Source organism: Mycolicibacterium houstonense, assembly GCF_900078665.2.
Classification (GTDB): domain Bacteria; phylum Actinomycetota; class Actinomycetes; order Mycobacteriales; family Mycobacteriaceae; genus Mycobacterium; species Mycobacterium houstonense.
Map to the genome: position 1 here is coordinate 384,550 of NZ_LT546208.1, position 19,751 is coordinate 404,300.

Sequence of the window (19,751 nt, forward strand, 5' to 3'; positions counted from 1 at the left end):
ATCGTAGGTGACCGGTCGAACCCGCTGGTTCTGCTGGCGCGAAGAGACAAAATCGCACCCCGGAAAGCTCCGGGGTGCGATTCGTGTCGGCCGGCGGTCAGGCCAGCCGGATCAGTCCGTAGTCGTAGGCGTGGCGGCGGTACACCACCGTCGGCTTGTCGCTCTCCTTGTCGTGGAACAGGAAGAAATCGTGTCCGACCAGCTCCATCTCGTAGAGGGCGTCGTCGACCGTCATCGGTTTCGCCGGGTGTTCCTTGGTGCGGACGATCCGGCCCGGCTCGTGATATTCGACGCCGTCCGTCGTGGGGGCGGTGTCGGCGGTCGAGGCCGGTTGGGCATCGAACAGTGTCTCGTGCGCGGTCGCCTCGGCCAACGAGACCGGGGTCTTGTCCCCGTAGTGGATCTTGCGACGGTCCTTGCTGCGGCGCAGCCGGCTCTCGAGTTTGCCTGCGGCTGATTCCAGCGCGGCGTAGAAACTGTCGGCGCAAGCCTCGCCGCGCACCACCGGGCCGCGGCCGCGGGCCGTGATCTCGACGTGCTGGCAGTTCTTGCGCTGACGACGGTTGCGTTCGTGGTCGAGCTCGACGTCGAACAGGTAGATGGTGCGGTCGAACCGCTCCAGGCGCGACAACTTTTCCGAGACGTAGATGCGGAAGTGATCGGGAACTTCGACGTTGCGTCCCTTGACCACAACCTCTGCGTTCGGCTCCGGGGTGGTGTCGGCGACCGGTTCGTCGTCGACGACCATGGTGGCGCTTGAATCCGGGGAATGGGTTGACATATTCGGCAACTCGTTTCTCTCAGTTGTCACACGCTTTGCGTGTGCCGGACTACTCAACGAATCGCGACGATAGGTCGGAAAATCTGCTCCACCCATCGGCGCAAGGTGTGGGGTACTCACCTCCTACCGTTATGCGGTGAAGTGGCGCTGTGTTGCGGAGCGCCGCCGTGAGTCGTTCACGGGTGGTTGCTGCCGACGGTAGTCCGTATTCACCCACTCGTGCCACCAATTTCAAATACGTGTTCTCAGTTCTTCATGTGGGTTTGATCGCAGTGAAATTTCGGGGCCGTCAAGCATGGGCGATCGCGACCACGGCGACCACTTCCGCNCCCCGGACGCGTCGCGGATCGCCCGCACCACGTTGGTGTCGTCGACCACCACCCACACCGCCTCGTCCAGCGACCAGCTGGGCCGGGTGAGCTTGCGGCCCTCGATGGCCTTGGCCGTGGGTCCGCCGAGCGGGCCCATCCACAGCGAGGCGGCCGTCGCCTCCGGGGCGTCGGGCAGCACCACGACCGAGGCCGCGTCCTGACCGTTGCGCGACACCGACGCCGACATCTGATGCGGTGCCGAGCCGAAGGCACCGGGCACCCGGGTGGTCTGCTGGCCGTCCAGGGCCACCAGGGAGCCGCCCACCAGCGCGTGCAACCCGGCCACCGCACCCGGCACCGCACCCGGGTCGGTGGCGGCGACGTCGGAGGTCTCCCAGCCGTCGGCGAAGCGGTCGTCGAGTGGGGCGCCGTCGACGTTGATCACATACGGACCGCTGACCCCGGCCCGCGACAGGGTCCAGATGATCTGCGCCGCAAGCAATTGCCTGCTGTGCGGATCGGTGGTCGACAGGTTCTCCAGATCGATCCGCGCGCCGCCGTAGCCGCGGCCGACCCCGGTCTTGCCGCCGTCGGCCCGGGTGACCGGGCCCCGCAGGCGCAGCGGCGCTTCGAGCAGATTCCGTACGGTCCTGGCCATCTCCGGACGTGGCCCGGCCACCAGTTTGGAGATCAGTTCGGTGGGCAACTGGTCGGGATCCGACACCGCCACATAGCGCGGATCGGGCACGACCGTACTTCCGGTGGGGTCGACGAAATAGAGCGTGTTGCGCTTGTAGGTGGACTGAAACTGTTGCCAGTCAAGGAAAACGCCGTTGGGTAGCCGGTCGATGCGCCAACCGGCCGGGGTCTGCACGAGTTCGATGGGACCGGGATCCGGCAGGGCCCCCTCCCCCGTCTCGAACACTCCCATGTCGGACAGCGAACCCAGGATGTCTGCCCGCATGCTGACCGAGACCCGATCCGCCCCACGGGTTTCGACGAACACCACGCGGTCGAGCAGCAGCGCGCTGCCGGCATCGTCCCAGGAACTGGAGGCGGACTCGGTGAGGAACTGCCGGGCCGCCAGGTGCCGGTTGGCGGGATCGGCAGTGGCCTTGAGGAATTCACGCAGCAGCACATCGGGATCCATGCCCGGGGCCGGTTTGGGCAGGTTCGGCGGTGCCGGCTTCTCGACCGTCCCGATCGCTTGCGGGGAGGACGAATTCGGGATTCCCGCGCATCCGGACACCAGCACGACCAAACCGACGATCACCACCGTCAGCAGGCGCTTCACACGCTCTCCTCCGCAGGCTCCCGGTCTCGGCTGGGGCGCCGCCGCTGTCCTTGCTGCGGCGCAACGGGTTTCAGGGGCAGCGGGCTCGTGGTCACCTTGTGACCGCGGACCAGCGGCAGGGTCAGGCGGAAGCAGGCACCCTTGCCCGGCTCACCCCAGGCCTCCAGCCGGCCCTGGTGCAGACGGGCGTCTTCGATGCTGATGGCCAGGCCCAGGCCGGTACCGCCGGAGCGACGCACCCGCGACGGATCCGACCGCCAGAACCGGCTGAACACCAATTTCTCCTCGCCGGGGCGCAGGCCGACACCGAAATCGCGGACCGTGACGGCCACGGTGTCCTCGTCGGCGGCCATCCTGATCCGTACCGGCTTGCGCTCGGCATGGTCGATGGCATTGGCGATGAGGTTGCGCAGAATCCGTTCCACCCGGCGCGGATCCACCTCGGCGATCACCTCGTCGTCGGGCATGTTGACGTCGAGTTCCACCTCGGCGTCGGCGGCCAGGTGCCCGACGTTGTCGAGCGCGCTCTGCACGGTGGAGCGCAGGTCCACCGACTCCACCGACAGTTCGGCCACGCCGGCGTCGTGCCGGGAGATCTCCAGCAGATCGGCCAGCAGGGTTTCGAACCGGTCCAGCTCGTTGACCATCAGCTCGGTGGACCGTCGCAGCGCGGGGTCGAGATCCTCGGCGTGGTCATGGATCAGATCGGCCGCCATGCGCACCGTGGTCAGCGGGGTGCGCAGCTCGTGGCTGACGTCGGAGGTGAAGCGGCGCTGCAGATTTCCGAATTCCTCGAGCTGCTGAATCTGCCGCGACAGGCTCTCGGCCATGTCGTTGAACGACACCGCCAGCCGGGCCATGTCGTCCTCGCCGCGCACCGGCATCCGCTCGGTGAGGTGTCCTTCGGCGAACCGCTCGGCGATGCGCGAGGCCGACCGCACCGGCTGCACGATCTGACGGGCCACCAGCAACGCGATCGCGGCGAGCAGGCCCAGCAGCACCACCCCACCGGTGGCCATCGTGCCGCGGACCAGCGCGATGGTGCTTTCCTCGTTGTTCAGCGGAAAGATCAGGTACAGCTCAAGATTCGGTACCGACGAGGATGCCGGGCTGCCGACGATCAACGCCGGCCCGGAGAACGCGTCGGTCTGCACGGTGGCGTACTGGTAACTGACCTGGCCGGCCTTGACGAAATCGCGCAGGGCCGTCGGCACCTGCTGCACCGGCCCGGCCGCCGTGGCCTCCCTCGGCCCGTCGCCGGGGACGATGAGCACCGCGTCGAATGCCCCGGCGATGTCCGCGCGCGCGTCGGCCTTGCGGTCGATCAGGGTGTTGCGGGCCAGCTGCAGGCTGCTGTCCAGCGACCGGCTCTCCTCACCGCCGACGATGCCGCCGACGGTGACCCGGGCACGTTCCACCTCCTCGGTGGCGGCCTTGACCTTGACCTCGAGGATCCGGTCGGTGATCTGGCTGGTCAGCACGAAGCCGAGCACCAGGATGACGGCAAGCGAGAGCCCCAACGTCAACGTGACGACCCGAAGTTGCAGCGAACGCCGCCACACCAGGCTCAGGGCCCTGCCAAGCGTCCCCAATCCGCGCAACAGTGGGCCGGAACCTCCCCAGCGCCCACGGATGCGCCGTCTGGAGCCGAAGATCACGGGGGTCCGGCCTTGTATCCCACTCCTCGAACGGTCAACACCACCTGCGGGTTCTCCGGGTCTTTCTCGACCTTGGCCCGCAGCCGCTGGACATGCACGTTCACCAAACGGGTGTCAGCGGGGTGGCGGTATCCCCACACCTGTTCGAGCAGCACATCACGAGTAAACACCTGCCGCGGTTTGCGTGCCAGCGCCACCAGCAGGTCGAACTCCAGCGGTGTCAGCGAAATCTGCTCGCCCTGCCGGGTCACCTTGTGAGCAGGCACATCGATCTCGACATCGTTGATCGACAGCAACTCGGCGGGCTCGTCCTCGTTGCGGCGCAGCCGCGCGCGCACCCGGGCCACCAGCTCCTTGGGCTTGAACGGCTTCATCACGTAGTCGTCGGCGCCGGATTCCAGGCCGAGCACCACGTCGACAGTGTCGGTCTTGGCAGTCAGCATGACGATCGGCACGCCGGAATCGGCACGGAGCACCCGGCACACGTCGATCCCGTTCATGCCCGGCAGCATCAGGTCCAGCAGGACCAGGTCGGGTCGCAGTTCCCGGACCGCGGTGAGCGCCTGGCTGCCATCGCCGATGACCGCGGTGTCGAATCCCTCGCCACGCAAGACGATGGTGAGCATCTCAGCCAGCGATGGGTCGTCGTCGACGACAAGGATCCTTTGCCTCATGGTGTCCATGGTGTCACCCGATCGCGATAAAACCGGGGTACCACACGCGGGTTTCTGGCTTTATCTGCTGCTGAGCCGCCCCGCGAGTGCCGCGGGATCCACATCCGGTCCCGCGACGGCCCATCGGCCGCACCAGTCGGCGGCGGCCAGCGCGGAGTACACCGCACCGGTGCGCTGTTGCAGCCCGCCGTCGCGCTCATAGGCGTCCCTGGCGCGGTCGGCCTCGGTGTTGGCGCGGTGCTCGGCCCGCTGGGCGGCCAGCTCGGTCGGGACGTCGAGCAGGATCTGCCAATCCGGGGCGGGCAGTTTCAGCCGGCCGAACTCCAATTCGCGCACCCAGGCCACCGCCTCGCCGTCGGCGCCCTCGTGCAGCCGGGCCGCACTGTAGGCGGCGTTCGAGGCGACGTAGCGGTCGAGGATGACGACGTCGTAGGCGCTCTGCAGATGTTGGATCTCGTCGCGCGCCCCGGCCCGGTCCAGGGCGAACAGGGTGGCCATCGCGTAGACCGAGTCGGCCAGGTCCCCATGGGCCCCGTGCAACGCCTCGGCGGCCAGATCGGCGGGCACCGAGTGGTGGTACCGAGGGAACGCCAGGCTGCCGACGGACAGGTGGTCGGCCTCGAACGCCGCCCTCAGACCATTGGTCAACGTACGTTTGCCTGCGCCGTCGACACCCTCGATCGCGATGAGCACAGGGGCAGCGTAGTTGGCGCACGCCACTGGCTGCCGACGCTGCGCCGTGACCTTGTCACGCTGGAGTGGCTGCCGAGCTCGAGCGTCACGCCAGCGTGACGTACGGTCGCTCGGTGCCCGAGATCGCCGACGAATGAGGTAGTGGGATGCACCAGGACACGATGCTCGCTGCGGCCACTTTGGTGGACCTGCTGCAGCAGCGAGCCGACACCTACCGGGACAAGGTGGCGTTCAGCTTCTCCTACAACGGCGACGACGAGAACCGCACGCAACTGACCTACGCGGAGCTGGATCGCAAGGCGCGGGCGATCGCATCGACCCTGCAACAGCTGGACGCCCGCGGCGAACGCGCGCTGGTGCTGTGCCGTCCGGGTCTGGACCCGATCGCCGCGTTCTTCGGCTGCGCCTATGCCGGAGTGGTCGCGGTACCCGTGCACGAGCGGTTGGCTCCGCGCCTGTCCTCGGTGGTTCCCGATGCGCATGCCCGGTTCGCCCTCGCCACCGCCGAGACCCAAGGCAAGATCAAGGCCGCGATCGATGAGCTGGCCGAGGGGCGCGACCTGCACTGGGTCCGCACCGACGACGTGGACGACATCTGCGGCCGGGCCGAGAGCTGGGCCGCCACCGAGATCGACCCGGATGCGATCGCCATGGTGCAGTACACCTCGGGCTCCACCACGTCGCCCAAAGGCGTTGCGCTCACTCACCGCAACCTGCTGCACAACATGGAGTCGATCCGTCGGGTGTGGAACGGCGACGACACGGCCGTCAGCGTGTTCTGGCTGCCGTCTCATCACGACATGGGACTCATCGGCGCGATCCTGTCGATGCTCTATGTCGGCTGCACCACGCATCTGATGTCACCGGCCGCCTTCGTCAAACGGCCGATGCGATGGTTGGAGGCGATATCCCGGCAGCACGCCACGTTCACCGCCGCCCCGAACTTCGCCTACGATCTGTGCGTCGAACACAGCACCGCCGAGCAGCGGGCCGCGCTCGACCTGTCGAGCCTGGCCACCGCGATGAACGGGGCCGAGCCGGTGCAGGCCGCCACTCTTGAGAGTTTCGCAAACGCGTTCGCCGACGCCGGCTTCCGGCCGGAGGCGTTGCGCCCGGTCTACGGGCTCGCGGAGGCCACCCTCTTGGTGTCCGGCGGCTCGGACGCCGCACGCCCGGTGGTCCACCATCTCGATCGCACCGGACTGCAGGAGGACCGGGTGGTCGACGTCGCCGCCGACCACCCGTCGGCCACCGCGTTGGTGAGCTGCGGCCGCCCGCACGACGACCAAGAGATCGCCATCGTGGACCCGGTGACGCATCGTCGTTGCGGCACAGACGAAGTCGGTGAGATCTGGATCGCCGGCCCCAGCGTGGGCTGGGGCTACTGGAGTCGTCCGGACGAGAGCAAGGAGACCTTCTCGGCGGCCTTGGCGGACACCTCGGCCGGCCCGTTCCTGCGCACCGGCGATCTCGGGTTCCTTCGCGGCGGCGAGCTGTTCATCACCGGGCGCTGCAAGGACCTCGTCGTCATCCGTGGCGGCAACTACTACCCCAACGACATCGAACGCACCGTGCAGGGCTGCCATCCGGCACTGGTCTCGGGGCGCGGCGCCGTGTTCGCATTCACGCCGGGCCTCGGCGCGGTCGAGCAGCTGGTCGTGGTGCAGGAGGTACACCGCGATCGAGATCCGGCGGTCGACCTCGCCGAGGTCGCCGAGACGATCCGGTCCGCGGTGACCGAGCGTTACGGGGTCGAGCCGAACTCGGTGGCCCTGGTGGCGCATCTGTCGATCCCGACGACATCGAGCGGCAAGATCCAGCGAGGCCTGTGCCGCCGGCAGTTCCTCGACGGCGAGATCACGCCCGTGGCGCACTGGCAGGTCGCCTCGGCGGTAGACGACCGCATGAAGGCGAGAGAGCTGGAGGCGGCGATCCAGATCGCCGATCTGGTGAAGGCTGAGGCGTCCCGTCAGCAGGCCGCCGGCCGGCCCTGACGCCAGCTAGTACCGCTAACCACTGTTTGCCTACCGCGCCACCTGCCGATGGCGCGGAGACCGCGGACAGCCACCCCGGAAAGCGTCGGCGCCCGATCCGGCGTCGGCCACCGCATGGCCGCGAAAGCTCCGCCCGGACGCGGCCCGGCCGACCGCGAGGTCGATCCACCGTGCGGGAATCGTGTTGCCGCACAGGATCTATCACCAACGTCACGATGATCAAGATCAACCACCCAAGTGCGTACACGTGATCGGGCACTGAGTGTAGCCCGCCCGCGCATCGCCGGCGCACCGGCCCTCGCACACTCAAGCTGAGCCGAACATTAGAAAAACCTTAAGAATTTGCCATGCCACGAGCATAACGCGACTTATCAGCACGTTCGTCAACGCCGGAGATTGCCCCGTCGTCAAGACCTGAATCTGGCGTCAACTTTTGCCAGAAATTTGCGTTTTCAACTACTTCTACGGGCTACGGTCTGTGCCTGTTATTTACAGATGCGAAAGGAGATGCCGTGCATCTCGTTGCTCAGCCCCACAACGACGTTGGTGCGAAGCAAGAAAATACCCGTCATTGGCTCGCCGCCGGCGCCGTTTTGGCCAGCGCCGCGATGATCGCGGCCGCCCCGGGGATCTCCCCCGTCTCGGCCGCCGCCCAGCCCGACGTTCACGCCGCCGACGCCGTGCGGCTCACGGCGGGCTGGGACCCGTTCGCACCGTGGCAGGCGGCGTTCGACGCCGCGAAAGCCGACGGCAAGATCCTCACCGACAACTTCCTGCTGGCCCCGGGCGTGGGATTGCAGCAGGCGATCGTCAACCAGCTGGGTTACGCCAAGCAGCTGTTCGAGGACCCGGCGAGCTTCGAGGCTGTGTCGCAGCAGTTCGCCGCCAACGTGATGAAGGTGGCGACGGGTCTCACCCTGATCGGTGCGGACGAGGACACCCGGAAGGCGGTGCTCAAGCACACCCTCGGCGGTATGCACGGCATGGCGATCGACATGTTCCCCGGCTTCCTGGCCGAGGGCGTTGACCCCGAACTCTTCTCGGGGGTCATGAATGTCTTGGCCTCGCCGCTGAGCGGTGTCCTCATCGGTTCCGTGGGCCCGCTGGTCAGCCCGGCGGTGGCGCTGCTCAACAGTGCCGTGGCGATTTCGAACGCGCTGCAGGCCGGCGACTCGACGACCGCACTGTCGAGCCTGCTCGGCGTACCGGCCGGCATGGTCGACGCCTTCCTCAACGGCGCCACGCTCAACCTCGATGCTCTGGCGCCGATGATCAACGAAGCGGGCCTGATCAAGGACACCGTCACCATCGCCGGGCTGAACATCGCCTTCGGCGGTCTGCTCACCCCGGGCTCCACCGACCGGAGCACCTACGAGTACGTCGACGAAGAGGGCAACAAGGTCACGATCCCCTCGGTCGGCGGCTCGATCTTCAACAGCCTCGGCATGGACATCAAGCTCGGTGCCCTGCCCATCTCGGTGAAGGGCGAGGCGGTCGGTCCGATCGGCGCCCTGCAGGGGCTGTCGCAGACGGTCGGTGTGCTGCTCGGCAGTGGCTGGGACGATTGGGACGGCAAGGGCAATGCCCCGGCACCCAAGCCGCCGCTGTTCGGTTTGAAGCCGGCCGCATTGGGTGACATCTTCAGCGACACCGCCGAAAGTGCCGGCATCACGAAACTCCGCGACCTGCTGCGCACCGCCACGGTCGAGGACATCGTCAAGAAGCTGCAGGGTGTCGACGCCGCCACGGAGACGGTTGCCGACGAGGCCGCCACCGCACCGGTGGTGGAAAGCCCGGTGTCCGGCGAAGCCGCTGCGGCAACGGAATTGACCCATGCCACCGCGAACAAGTTGGTTTCGGTGGCCGTGCCGAAGCCGGCCGCCTCGGCCCCGGCCGAGGAAGTCGCCGCGGCACCGGCGGCCGATGCCGAGACCGCCGCACCGACCGAATCGGCCGGCGAGACCGAAAGCGCTGCCACCGCAACGCCGCAGAAGGTCAAGACCCGCCCGAAGGCAGCCCTGCCCAAGAGCGGTTCGTCGGCGCACGACACCAAGCGCAACCTGGTCAAGGGCATCAAGGACGCGGTCAAGAACGCCCGCGGCGGGTCGGGTGCACAGGGCAGCCGTGACGCGAGCGAATCCGGTTCCAGCTCAACTGGTTCGAGTGCCGGTTCGTCGAGTGCGGGTGCGTCCGGCGCCAAGGCCGGCGGTGCCGACGGCGCCAAGGGTGGCTCGGCAAAGAAGGACAGCTCGGCCAAGAAGGCCGGCGACAAGGAGTAATCACACCGGCGTCACGAGGATGGGCCCCTCTGTGGAGGGGCCCATCGCGTGCTCGCAGGTCGCCGGATCACCGCACGGGACCGCGGACCTGCCGACTCGTGCGTCGCTCCTACCATCGGCTTATGAAGCGCGAGCAACTCAGTGACTTCCTGCGGACTCGCCGCGCCCGGCTCAAGCCGGCCGACGTGGGGTTGGTCGAAGGCCACCGGCGCCGCACTCCGGGCCTGCGCCGCGAAGAGGTCGCTCTGCTGGCGGGCGTCGGAACCTCCTGGTACACGTGGCTCGAACAGGGCCGCGACATCAGCGTGTCGCCGAATGTGCTCGATGCGATCAGCACTGCCTTACGGCTCTCGCAACCCGAACGGTCGCACCTGTATTCGCTGTCGGGCATCAATCCCCCGCCGGCCGGTGAGCCGCGGGCGACTGATGTCAGTCCCGAACTTCTTCATCTGCTCGAGGCTTGGTCGCCGCGGCCCGCGATGCTGCAGGATCGGTATTGGAATCTGCTGGGCGTCAACGACGCGACCCGTCGGGTGTTCGGCTACGGCGATACCGACCGCAATTGCCTCGTCACCTTCTTCACCAACAGCCGGTACCGCGGCATGTACCGCCATTGGGCAGCGGCGGCGCCCGCAGTGGTGTCGGCCTTTCGCGCCGATGCGGCACAGTATCCCGGCGATGCCCGGTTCGCCGAGATCGTGGATGATCTCTCCGCGGTCAGCCCCGAGTTCGTCGACCTGTGGGAACGTCACGACGTGGGCCGCCATTCACAGGCGATCAAGGCCGTGCTGCATCCCGAGGCCGGCGAGCTGGTGTTCGACAAGACGACGCTGGCCGTCACCGATCATCCGGGCTGGCACCTGGTGTTGTACAACCCCAGGCCAGGGACCGGTACCGACAGACGGCTGGACACGGTGATGCGGGCTCAATCTCGGAACGGCGCGGTCAGCTGAGCGAGTTCGTCGAGATGGCGCAAGGCTTCGGCGTCCTCGGCCGCGGCGTCGCGGAAGAACACGCAATGATCGACTCCGCCCTCGGCCAGCACCTCCAGCTCACGTCGGGTCAACGGCGTGATGGTGCCCTGCCGATCCGGCCCCAGGTAGCCACGCTGGTCGGCACCGATCAGCGTCACGGGAATCCGGTCACGTCCACGATCGGCGGCCCGGCGTTGCAGTTCCTTCACCCGCGTGACCAGCTCCTCCGGTGTGCCAACCAGATTCGGCGCCCACTGGTCACCGTATTCGAGCACTCGGTCGAACACGGTGGGTCCGTTGCCGCCGACAAGCACCGGCACGTGCGGCCGTTGCACCGGCTTGGGCCATGAGTAGATCGGGTCGAAATCGACGAACTGGCCGTGGAATTGGGCGTGATCGGCCGTCCAGATCTCCTTCATCGCCAGCACCCTCTCGCGCATCAGCGCCAGCCGGGTCCTCGGTTCGGTGCCGTGATTGCGCATCTCCTCACGCAGCCAGCCGGCGCCGACGCCGAGCTGGAACCGGCCGCCGGAGAGGTGGTCCACCGTGGCAACTTCCTTGGCGAGCGTGATCGGATCCCGTTGCACCACCAGGGCGATCCCGGTGCCGAGGAGCAGTCGATCGGTGACGACGGCCGCTGCTGCCAGCGCCACGAACGGGTCCAGCGAGCGGTAGTAGTCGTGCGGAGGCAGGTCCCCCTCGGGCGGTACCGGCCCGGCCACCGGTAGATGAGTGTGTTCGGCGACGAACAGCGAGTCGAATCCCCGCTCCTCGAGGGCTTTCGCCAGTTTCGTGGGCGCCAGGCCCTGGTCAGTCAGAAATGTGCTGACACCGAATTTCATGACTCCACCGTGCCGCTCGCCGGCCACACGGAAAAGGGCGCAGTCAACATGGGACTGCCACCACCACCTTCGCGAGACGCAAAATCCCCCGATTCCCTGGGGAAGAGGGGGATTCCGCGTCCGCTCGCGCTATTTCAGCGACTCAGTAGCGGTAGTGCTCCGGCTTGTACGGACCCTCGACGTCCACACCGATGTACTCGGCCTGCTCCTTGGTGAGCTTGGTCAGCGTGCCGCCGAGTGCCTCGACGTGGATGCGCGCGACCTTCTCATCGAGGTGCTTGGCGAGGCGGTAGACCTCGTTGTCGTACTCGTCGTTCTTGGTCCACAGCTCGATCTGGGCGATCACCTGGTTGGAGAAGCTGTTGCTCATCACGAATGACGGGTGGCCCGTGGCGTTTCCGAGGTTGAGCAGGCGGCCCTCGCTCAGCACGATGATCGACTTGCCGTCCTCGAAGGTCCACTGATCGACCTGCGGCTTGATGTTCAGCCGCTTGGCGCCCGAGCGCTCCAGCGCCGCCATGTCGATCTCGTTGTCGAAGTGGCCGATGTTGCCCAGGATCGCCTGGTCCTTCATCGCCTTCATGTGCTCGAGCAGGATGATGTCCTTGTTGCCCGTCGAGGTGACGACGATGTCGGCATTGCCGATCGCCTCTTCGACCGTCACCACGTCGAAACCGTCCATCAGCGCCTGCAGGGCATTGATCGGGTCGATCTCGGTGACCTGGACCCGCGCGCCCTGGCCGGCCATCGACTCGGCACAGCCCTTGCCCACGTCGCCGTAGCCACAGATCAGCACCTTCTTGCCACCGATCAGCACGTCGGTGCCGCGGTTGATGCCGTCGATCAGCGAGTGACGGGTGCCGTACTTGTTGTCGAACTTGCTCTTGGTGACCGAGTCGTTGACGTTGATGGCCGGGAACGCCAGCTCACCCGCGGCAGCGAACTGGTACAGCCGCAGCACACCGGTGGTGGTCTCCTCGGTGACACCCTTGACCGCGTCGGCGATCTTGGTCCACTTGTCCTTCTCGGTCTCAAAGCGCTTGCGCACCAGGGACAGGAAGACCTTCCACTCGGCCGGGTCGTCGTCCTCGGCGGGCGGGACCACGCCGGCCTTCTCGTACTGGGCGCCGCGCAGCACCAGCATGGTGGCGTCGCCGCCGTCGTCGAGGATCATGTTGGCCGGCTCGCCTTCCCAGGTGAGCATCTGCTCGGCGGCCCACCAGTACTCCTCCAGCGTCTCGCCCTTCCAGGCGAAGACCGGGGTGCCCTTGGGCTCCTCGGGGGTTCCGTGCGGGCCGACGACGACGGCCGCGGCGGCATGGTCCTGGGTGGAGAAGATGTTGCAGGAGGCCCAGCGGACCTCGGCGCCGAGGCTCGTCAGAGTTTCGATCAGCACGGCGGTCTGCACGGTCATGTGCAGCGAGCCGGAGATGCGCGCGCCCTTGAGCGGCTGCACGTCGTGGTACTCACGACGCAGGGCCATCAGGCCCGGCATCTCGTGTTCGGCCAGGCGGATCTCCTTGCGGCCGAAATCGGCCAGCGACAGGTCGGCAACCTTGAAGTCGATGCCGTTTCGGGTGTCGGCCTTCAACTCGGTCATGTAGAGCCCTCTTTCAGTCGTGATTGCTTGCCAGCGCACGCGGGCGCCAAGCGGCGACGCCACATGCTGATACCTCTAGCCTGCGGGCTCGCGGGACAGGCGCTCATGCGTTTCACAGCGGCGGCGCACTGACAGCTACGGGGTATCTATGACACCGTAGCGCTCGGCGAAAGGCGTCATGAGTCGGGCCAGGTCACCGGCCACATCATGATCGGCCTCGGGGGGCATGGACACGTAGCTCATCGCCAGGCGCACGATCGCCCGGGCCAGCACACCGGCGTCCTCGTCGCTGGCCTTCATCCAGCTGTTCTGGAAGGTCCCGGTCAGCCGGGCCGAGCACCGGGTGATGATCGGCCCGCTTCCGGTGGTGATGATCTGCAACAGGTCGGGCTTGGAGGCGCCGGTGAGCAGGGAGATCACCAGCGGATCGGCGGCGGATTCCAGAAAGAACGCCCGGAAGCCCTCCAGGAACGCCGCATGCACCTCACCGACGTTGTTGTTGATGGCGTCGTCGACCGCGTCGACCAGGCGATCGGCCAGGCGCATGGCATAGCCCTCGGCCAAGCCCTGGCGGGATCCGAACTCGTTGTAGATGGTCTGACGACTGATGCCCGCGACCTGGGCCACATGCGAGAGCGTGATGGCCGACCAGTCGCGGGTCAACAGCAGGTCGCGCATGCCGTCCAGAATCGAGTCGCGCAGCAGTACCCGGGATGCCTCTGCATACGGGATGCGCTGCTTGTCTCGCGGCCGACTCACACGGGCGACAATATCGCTTTCCGGTGCGATTTCGAGCGCGTCGCTCGACATGGTCAAGACCGTGAGACCTCAACCATGTCGAAATCGGCCTTCGCCGCACCGCAATCCGGGCAGCTCCAGTCGTCGGGGATGTCGTCCCAACGGGTGCCCGGGGCGATGCCGTCCTCGGGCCAGCCCTTGGCCTCGTCGTACTCGAATCCGCACTGCACGCAGACGTAGAGCTTGTAGTTTTCGTCCGAGTTGCTCATCGGGTCACTCCAATCGGTTCGAAATCGATCTTCTCTCGTACCGCGCAGTCCGGGCAGCACCAGTCATCGGGCACATCGCTCCACAACGTCCCGGCCGGGAAGCCTTCTCGCGGAGCGCCTTTCGCTTCGTCGTAGATGTAGCCGCACCCGGGGCACTCGAAGGCGCTCATGCGGCCGCCTCCTGCCCCGAAGCGGCGGCGCCGTACCGGGCCAGGACCTTCTCGCGCAGCCGCGGCTGGATGTTCACCTTGGTGATGTCACCGTCGTAGTGCTCCAGCACCCGGTGGTCCATCACCTTGCGCCACAACGGCGGCAGATAAGTGAGCCCGATCAGCGACGCGTACCCGCTCGGCAGGTTGGGCGCGCCGTCGATGCTGCGCAGGGTCTGGTACCGGCGTGTCGGGTTGGCGTGGTGATCGCTGTGCCGTTGCAGGTGGTACAGGAACAGGTTGGTCACGATGTGGTCGGAGTTCCAGCTGTGCACGGGTGCGCACCGCTCGTAGCGACCGCCGGAGGTCTTCTGCCGCAGCAGGCCGTAGTGCTCAAGGTAGTTGACCGATTCCAGCAGGCTGAAGCCGTAGATCGCCTGGATCACCATGAACGGCACCACGCCGAGACCGAAGATCGCGATCAAGACGCCCCAGAACACCACCGACATCGCCCACGCGTTGAGCACATCGTTGGACGGATGCCACGGCGACTTGCCCTGCCGGCGAAGACGCTGCGCTTCCAGTTCCCACGAGGACTTCAGACTGCCGAACACGCTGCGCGGCAAGAACTCCCAGAACGTCTCGCCGAACCGCGCCGACGCGGGATCCTCGGGGGTGGCCACCCGGACGTGGTGCCCACGGTTGTGCTCGATGTAGAAGTGGCCGTACCAGGTCTGGGCCAGCGTGATCTTGGACAGCCAGCGCTCCAGCGAGTCCCGCTTGTGCCCCATCTCATGTGCGGTGTTGATGCCCACCCCTCCGAGCACACCCACCGACAATGCGATGCCGATCTTGGCCGGCCAGCCCAGCCCACCGTCGAACCCGAGCCAGCTGAGGTCGGACGCCGTGAACAGATAGGCCCCCATGATGACGCTGGCGTACTGGAACGGGATGTAGACGTACGTGCAGTACCGGTAGTACTTGTCGTTCTCCAGCTGCTCCATCACCTCCTCGGGCGGGTTCTGGCCGTCGGGACCGAAGCGCAGGTCCAGCAGCGGCAGCAGGACGTAGAGGAGGATCGGGCCGATCCACAGCGGCACCTGCGCGGCGACGTGCCAGCCGGCCTGGTTGAGCGCCCAGACCAACGGCAGCATCACGAAGATCGCCGTCGGGGCGATCAGCCCCATGAGCCACAGATGCCGCTTCTTGTCCCGCCACTGCCGGACGTCTGCGACGTCCCGGCCGCCGGAAAGTCCTGCCACCACGATGAGCCTCCTTTGTGAGCGCTATCACTGCAATGACTTGACTATAGAAGCTGTTATGTCTCCTGTCTAGACATTGAACTATGTTTTGTAAAGCTCTCGGGGTGTGCGGGGTCACAACCAGCTGCACCGAAACGGAAGCCAGGGACAGATCCACGGCGGATCTGCCCCTGGCTTGGAAGTTGAGGTCGCGGGCGCCCCGCTCAGACGGTGGCGACCTCACGGTTGGCCAGCACGGAGTGCCGCCGGCCGTAGACGAGGTACACCAGCACGCCGATGCCCATCCAGGCCAGGAACCGGATCCAGGTCAATCCGGTGAGATTGAGCATCAACCACAGGCAGGCCAGGATCGCGGCGATGGGCAGCACCGGCACCCAGGGCGCGCGGAAGCCGCGCGGCAGGTCGGGCCTGGTCCGGCGCAGCACGATCACGCCCGCCGAGACCAGCACGAAGGCGAACAGAGTGCCGATGTTGACCATCTCCTCGAGACGGCCCATCGGGAACACCGAGGCGGCGATCGCCACCAGCACGCCGACGATCACGGTGATCCGCACGGGCGTGCCGTGGCTCCCGGTGACGGCGAGCCGGCGCGGCAGGAGGCCGTCGCGCGACATCGCGAACAGGACCCGCGTCTGGCCGAGCATCAGCACGATCACCACGGTGGTCAGGCCCGCGAGCGCGCCGATGGAGATCACTTTCGCCGCCCAGTGCACGCCGTTGGCCTCGAACGCGGTGGCCAGGTTGGCGTGGCCGTCGGGCGCGTCCCGCAGCACGGTGTAGGACACCATTCCCGACAGCACCACGGCCACGGCGACGTAGAGCACGGTGACGATGCCGAGCGAGGCCAGGATGCCCCGGGGGACGTCGCGCTGCGGATCGCGGGTCTCCTCGGCGGTGGTGGCGACCACGTCGAACCCGATGAACGCGAAGAACACGATCGAGGCGCCGGCCAATACGCCGTACCAGCCGTAGTGGCTGCCCGCACCACCGGTCAACAACGAGAACAGCGACTGATCGGCCCCGGTGGCGCCCTCGCCCGCCTCACCCGGCGGGATGAACGGGGTGTAGTTGGCGGCCTTGATGTAGAACGCGCCGACGATCACCACCAGCAGCACGACCGACACCTTGATGATGGTGATGACGAGGCTGAAGTGCGCCGACAACTTGGTACCGATCACCAGCAGCACCGTCACCATCGTGATGATCAGCAGCGCGCCCCAGTCCACGGCCAGGCCACCCACATCGGCCACCCCGCCGCCGAACCCGAAGACGGTCCCGAGGTAGCTCGACCACCCCTTGGCCACCACCGCCGAGGCGACGGCGAACTCCAAGATCAGGTCCCAGCCGATGATCCAGGCCACGAACTCGCCGAAGGTGGCATAGGAAAAGGTGTACGCACTTCCGGCCACCGGCACGGTCGAGGCGAACTCGGCGTAACACAGCGCTGCCAGACCGCACGCCACCGCGGCGATGACGAAGGCGATCGAGATCGCGGGACCGGTCAGGTTGCCCGCCGTCGATGCGGTGATGGTGAAGATGCCCGCGCCGATCACGACCGACACCCCGAAAACGGTCAGATCCCACCACGTGAGGTCTTTGCGCAGCCGTGTCGACGGCTCATCGGTGTCAGCGATCGACTGCTCAATGGTCTTGATGCGCCGAAGGGCAGACATAGGTAGTGGTGCCTCTCATCCTGGCCTGGGTCACGCCATGTTCCCATCACGGCCGCCCGGAATTGCGTAGGACTCTCAAACTGCTGCAGAACCGTGCTGTCGCACAGCAGTGGGGCGTAGATCACATTCGGCGCCGATCGTGATACGGTCCGGCGCATGGCTGAGCTCCCCTACTTTGACCTGCTGATAGACGAACGGCAGGACGGTGGCGAAACCGGCCAGCTGTGGGAGAACCAGGTGCACTGGGGTTATTGGGAGAACCCCAAGACGGCGACGGGCACCCGAGACGACTACATCACTGCCATGGAGCAGATGGATCACGTGCTGTTCGCAGCCGGAAAGGTCGCCGACGGGCAGAAGCTGCTCGACGCCGGCTGCGGTTTCGGGGGCACCATCCAGCAGATCAACGGCACGTACTCCGACATGGACCTCACCGGGCTGAACATCGACCCGCGTCAGCTCGCGGCGGCCGAGGCCCAGACCAAGCCGGTCAACGGCAACGAGATCGGCTGGGTCGAGGCCGACGCCTGCCAGTTGCCGTTCGAGGACAACTCGTTCGACCGGGTCCTTGCCGTCGAGTGCATTTTCCACTTCCCATCACGCGAGAAGTTCCTCGCCGAAGCCGCACGCGTGCTCAAGCCGGGCGGCTACATCGCGGTGTCCGACTTCGTTCCCACCATGATGTTCTTCGGCAAGACCCCGATCTGGATGGCGATCCGCCCCCGAATCGCCAAGTCCTACGGGACGCTCGGGAACGTCCCACTGCGGGGCTACAAGTCGATGGGCAAGCGAGCGGGCCTCGAGCTCGCCGCCAAACGCAACATCCGGAAGAACACGTTGCCGACGTACCCGTTCCTGCTGAAGTTCTTCCGCGAGCAGGGCTCAGCCGATGCCCAGAAGACGATGATCGTCGGCACCCGCTGGATGAAGTGGCTGTCCAAGCTCGGCCTGATCCAGTACCGGGTCTACACGTTCCACAAGCCCGCCTGACCTCTCCCGAGGCGAGCAGACGCCAAGAATCCGCCGGCCCGGTGTCACACCCTGGGCCGGCGGATCGCTGTTGAGGGACGGTCAGAGAGTCGGCATGAACTCGGCGAGCGCCAAGATCATGAACACCACCAGCGCCAGTCCGATCAACCCGCCCGCGGGGATCATCGCCACGCACACCACGACCCAGACGAAAAGCCTGGGCCATTCGAACGGCTGGTTGCCCATCACTCCGCCGCGCCGGTCCCGCAGCNAGATGTGTAAAAGAACAAGACCCTGGCCATGATCGCGACGGCCGCGACCCGCCATGCCACCACGGTTCGGAGTCCGGCCGCGTCCAGGATGCCGGGGCCTCGATCAGGCTCGCCGCGGTATCGCGGTAGTCGCCCGTCGATACCCAGCATTCGCCAGATCCAGCGCGACCATGCCGTTCGTAAGCCCAGATCCTCGGCTACCCGCCGGACGTCGGCAGCCGATTCCGCCATCATCCGGCGGGACCGGGCGCTCCTCCAGAACGCGTCCTTGAAGACGCGTCGCGGAACACCGAACTGCCGGGCGAACGTTCGCGGCGGTCCGATCATCTCCCCGATCAACCACCGGAGGAAGAAGGGGAACAGAAACGCGTACCACGCCCGTTTGAATCGCCCGACACGTTGCATTCGTTCGGCCAGATGGTCGTCGGCGAACGCAATGTGGCGGGCTTCCTCCGCAAGGTGGATGTAGGTGATCTTGTTCAGTAGTGGCGGCACGTTGGCGGCGCCACGGTGCTGCAGTGTCTGCTGGAAATGCAGTGGTTGTTCCCCGCAGAGCACCCCGATGAAATGGATGATGTTGGCGTAGCCGCCGATGAAGCCCAGGATCGGCCCGATCACGCGGGATCCGCGCCGCATGCCGGGAACGTCCTCACCGGTGCGGTTGACGAACTCCTGGAACATCTGGATGTGGTTGCACTCGTCGACGAGTTCGTGGAGCAGGTAGCGGAATACCGGTGACCCGTTCGGCAGTTTGCCTGCGTAGTGCACCACCCCGCGGATCAGCATCATCTCGAACTGCAGGGTGACCTTGAGGGTGTTGGCGGTGATCCAGCGCCCCATGTCGATTCGCCGCTGCAGCGGCTGCTGGGCGTACCACTCGGTGGCTGCCAGAGGAGCCGATTCCGGGTCCAACTGCCACCGCGGATCGTTCTCGTCGAGCGCGTTCTGCGGGGCATCCCAGTCGATGTCGACGTACGGATCGAAGCTGCGACGGACCGTAGCTCGAGAGAGGGCCTCCACCCGATCGATGTAGAGGTCCTCTGATAAGCCGTCGTCCGCGTCGCTGATCGTCGTCATTTCCCCATCCGTTGAGTGAAGTTGCTTGCAGAGGGTACCAATCTGAGAGCTCCATCACGTCTCTAGCCACGGAATTGTGCCCCGGTTTGTTGCAAGCCTGCTGATCCGACCGTGATTTTGCGGGCCGACCTGGGCCGATACGTCTCACAGCAGGTCGAGTGCGGCGCTGCGCGGAGGGCCACAGTTGCGGTCTGGCAGGGCCGGCACGGGCAGCGGGAAAAATGCCGGACACAATTGACGTG

17 protein-coding genes and 1 pseudogene are annotated in these 19,751 nt (G+C 66.5%); 4 read left to right on the forward strand and 14 right to left on the reverse strand.

Annotation, left to right across the window (positions count from 1 at the left end; genetic code table 11):
• Window positions 1–97: 97 nt before the first annotated feature.
• From hpf to BN4332_RS29885, 5 genes and pseudogenes are all read right to left on the reverse strand, one after another.
• Window positions 98–781: a ribosome hibernation-promoting factor, HPF/YfiA family gene (gene hpf / locus BN4332_RS29865; protein ID WP_066903481.1), complete on the reverse strand. Its 684-nt coding sequence runs from the start codon at window positions 779–781 to the stop codon at window positions 98–100.
• Window positions 782–1,111: 330 nt separating this feature from the next.
• Window positions 1,112–2,386, reverse strand: a pseudogene (locus tag BN4332_RS29870) (LpqB family beta-propeller domain-containing protein); the annotation flags it as partial.
• A complete protein-coding gene (gene mtrB, locus BN4332_RS29875; protein WP_066903484.1) occupies window positions 2,383–4,044 on the reverse strand; it encodes an MtrAB system histidine kinase MtrB in 1,662 nt (553 codons plus the stop codon). The gene mtrB and the pseudogene BN4332_RS29870, both read right to left, overlap by 4 nt.
• Window positions 4,041–4,727, reverse strand: a complete 687-nt coding sequence (gene mtrA, locus BN4332_RS29880) for a two-component system response regulator MtrA (RefSeq protein ID WP_019343547.1) — start codon at window positions 4,725–4,727, stop codon at window positions 4,041–4,043. Before mtrA ends, mtrB begins: the two co-directional genes overlap by 4 nt.
• Before the next feature lie 51 nt (window positions 4,728–4,778).
• On the reverse strand, window positions 4,779–5,411 hold the full coding sequence (locus tag BN4332_RS29885) for a dTMP kinase (protein ID WP_066903486.1): 633 nt from the start codon (window positions 5,409–5,411) through the stop codon (window positions 4,779–4,781).
• Window positions 5,412–5,557: 146 nt separating this feature from the next.
• Here BN4332_RS29885 and BN4332_RS29890 point away from each other — a divergent pair, with 146 nt between their 5' ends.
• From BN4332_RS29890 to BN4332_RS29900, 3 genes are all read left to right on the forward strand, one after another.
• Complete coding sequence (locus BN4332_RS29890; protein ID WP_066903487.1) at window positions 5,558–7,405, forward strand: fatty acyl-AMP ligase; 1,848 nt, start codon at window positions 5,558–5,560, stop codon at window positions 7,403–7,405.
• 512 nt (window positions 7,406–7,917) lie between these two features.
• Complete coding sequence (gjpA, locus tag BN4332_RS29895; protein WP_160110956.1) at window positions 7,918–9,684, forward strand: outer membrane porin GjpA; 1,767 nt, start codon at window positions 7,918–7,920, stop codon at window positions 9,682–9,684.
• 122 nt (window positions 9,685–9,806) lie between these two features.
• Window positions 9,807–10,637, forward strand: coding sequence for a helix-turn-helix transcriptional regulator (locus BN4332_RS29900; protein ID WP_066903489.1), 831 nt, complete (start codon window positions 9,807–9,809; stop codon window positions 10,635–10,637).
• Here BN4332_RS29900 and BN4332_RS29905 read toward each other — a convergent pair.
• The 7 genes from BN4332_RS29905 to BN4332_RS29935 all read right to left on the reverse strand — a co-directional run bounded on the left by BN4332_RS29905 (window position 10,610) and on the right by BN4332_RS29935 (window position 17,191).
• Entirely contained in the window at window positions 10,610–11,500 is an 891-nt protein-coding gene (locus BN4332_RS29905; RefSeq protein ID WP_066903596.1) for an LLM class F420-dependent oxidoreductase, read from the reverse strand. The genes BN4332_RS29900 and BN4332_RS29905 overlap by 28 nt on opposite strands.
• 142 nt (window positions 11,501–11,642) lie before the next feature.
• Window positions 11,643–13,100: an adenosylhomocysteinase gene (ahcY, locus tag BN4332_RS29910; RefSeq protein WP_066903490.1), complete on the reverse strand. Its 1,458-nt coding sequence runs from the start codon at window positions 13,098–13,100 to the stop codon at window positions 11,643–11,645.
• A gap of 135 nt (window positions 13,101–13,235) precedes the next feature.
• Window positions 13,236–13,859 (reverse strand): TetR family transcriptional regulator AlkX, encoded by a 624-nt coding sequence (gene alkX, locus BN4332_RS29915; protein ID WP_066903598.1) that lies wholly within the window; start codon window positions 13,857–13,859, stop codon window positions 13,236–13,238.
• Window positions 13,860–13,912: 53 nt separating this feature from the next.
• Window positions 13,913–14,107, reverse strand: a complete 195-nt coding sequence (locus BN4332_RS29920; protein ID WP_066903491.1) for a rubredoxin — start codon at window positions 14,105–14,107, stop codon at window positions 13,913–13,915.
• Window positions 14,104–14,277, reverse strand: a complete 174-nt coding sequence (locus tag BN4332_RS29925) for a rubredoxin (RefSeq protein ID WP_074133231.1) — start codon at window positions 14,275–14,277, stop codon at window positions 14,104–14,106. Before BN4332_RS29925 ends, BN4332_RS29920 begins: the two co-directional genes overlap by 4 nt.
• Window positions 14,274–15,443, reverse strand: coding sequence for an alkane 1-monooxygenase (locus BN4332_RS29930; RefSeq protein WP_235654356.1), 1,170 nt, complete (start codon window positions 15,441–15,443; stop codon window positions 14,274–14,276). The genes BN4332_RS29925 and BN4332_RS29930 overlap by 4 nt, the downstream gene beginning before the upstream one ends.
• Window positions 15,444–15,721: 278 nt before the next feature.
• Entirely contained in the window at window positions 15,722–17,191 is a 1,470-nt protein-coding gene (locus tag BN4332_RS29935) for an amino acid permease (protein WP_066903497.1), read from the reverse strand.
• A 156-nt stretch (window positions 17,192–17,347) separates the two neighbouring features.
• Here BN4332_RS29935 and BN4332_RS29940 point away from each other — a divergent pair, with 156 nt between their 5' ends.
• Window positions 17,348–18,181 (forward strand): class I SAM-dependent methyltransferase, encoded by an 834-nt coding sequence (locus BN4332_RS29940; protein ID WP_066903499.1) that lies wholly within the window; start codon window positions 17,348–17,350, stop codon window positions 18,179–18,181.
• 81 nt (window positions 18,182–18,262) lie between these two features.
• Here the strand turns inward: BN4332_RS29940 and BN4332_RS34750 are convergent, their stop codons facing one another.
• Window positions 18,263–18,406 (reverse strand): hypothetical protein, encoded by a 144-nt coding sequence (locus BN4332_RS34750; protein ID WP_235654330.1) that lies wholly within the window; start codon window positions 18,404–18,406, stop codon window positions 18,263–18,265.
• Window positions 18,406–19,509, reverse strand: a complete 1,104-nt coding sequence (locus tag BN4332_RS29945) for an AurF N-oxygenase family protein (protein WP_235654331.1) — start codon at window positions 19,507–19,509, stop codon at window positions 18,406–18,408. Before BN4332_RS29945 ends, BN4332_RS34750 begins: the two co-directional genes overlap by 1 nt.
• Window positions 19,510–19,751 lie beyond the last annotated feature (242 nt).

Excerpts from the sequence above, each read along its gene's own strand:
- BN4332_RS29925 (WP_074133231.1), bottom strand. The coding sequence starts at position 14,277 with ATGAGCGCCTTCGAGTGCCCCGGGTGCGGCTACATCTACGACGAAGCG.
- hpf (WP_066903481.1), bottom strand. The coding sequence starts at position 781 with ATGTCAACCCATTCCCCGGATTCAAGCGCCACCATGGTCGTCGACGAC.
- BN4332_RS29930 (WP_235654356.1), bottom strand. The coding sequence starts at position 15,443 with ATGGGGCTGATCGCCCCGACGGCGATCTTCGTGATGCTGCCGTTGGTC.
- BN4332_RS34750 (WP_235654330.1), bottom strand. The coding sequence starts at position 18,406 with ATGGGCAACCAGCCGTTCGAATGGCCCAGGCTTTTCGTCTGGGTCGTG.
- BN4332_RS29900 (WP_066903489.1), top strand. The coding sequence starts at position 9,807 with ATGAAGCGCGAGCAACTCAGTGACTTCCTGCGGACTCGCCGCGCCCGG.
- BN4332_RS29905 (WP_066903596.1), bottom strand. The coding sequence starts at position 11,500 with ATGAAATTCGGTGTCAGCACATTTCTGACTGACCAGGGCCTGGCGCCC.
- BN4332_RS29920 (WP_066903491.1), bottom strand. The coding sequence starts at position 14,107 with ATGAGCAACTCGGACGAAAACTACAAGCTCTACGTCTGCGTGCAGTGC.
- ahcY (WP_066903490.1), bottom strand. The coding sequence starts at position 13,100 with ATGACCGAGTTGAAGGCCGACACCCGAAACGGCATCGACTTCAAGGTT.
- BN4332_RS29890 (WP_066903487.1), top strand. The coding sequence starts at position 5,558 with ATGCACCAGGACACGATGCTCGCTGCGGCCACTTTGGTGGACCTGCTG.
- BN4332_RS29940 (WP_066903499.1), top strand. The coding sequence starts at position 17,348 with ATGGCTGAGCTCCCCTACTTTGACCTGCTGATAGACGAACGGCAGGAC.
- BN4332_RS29935 (WP_066903497.1), bottom strand. The coding sequence starts at position 17,191 with ATGTCTGCCCTTCGGCGCATCAAGACCATTGAGCAGTCGATCGCTGAC.
- mtrA (WP_019343547.1), bottom strand. The coding sequence starts at position 4,727 with ATGGACACCATGAGGCAAAGGATCCTTGTCGTCGACGACGACCCATCG.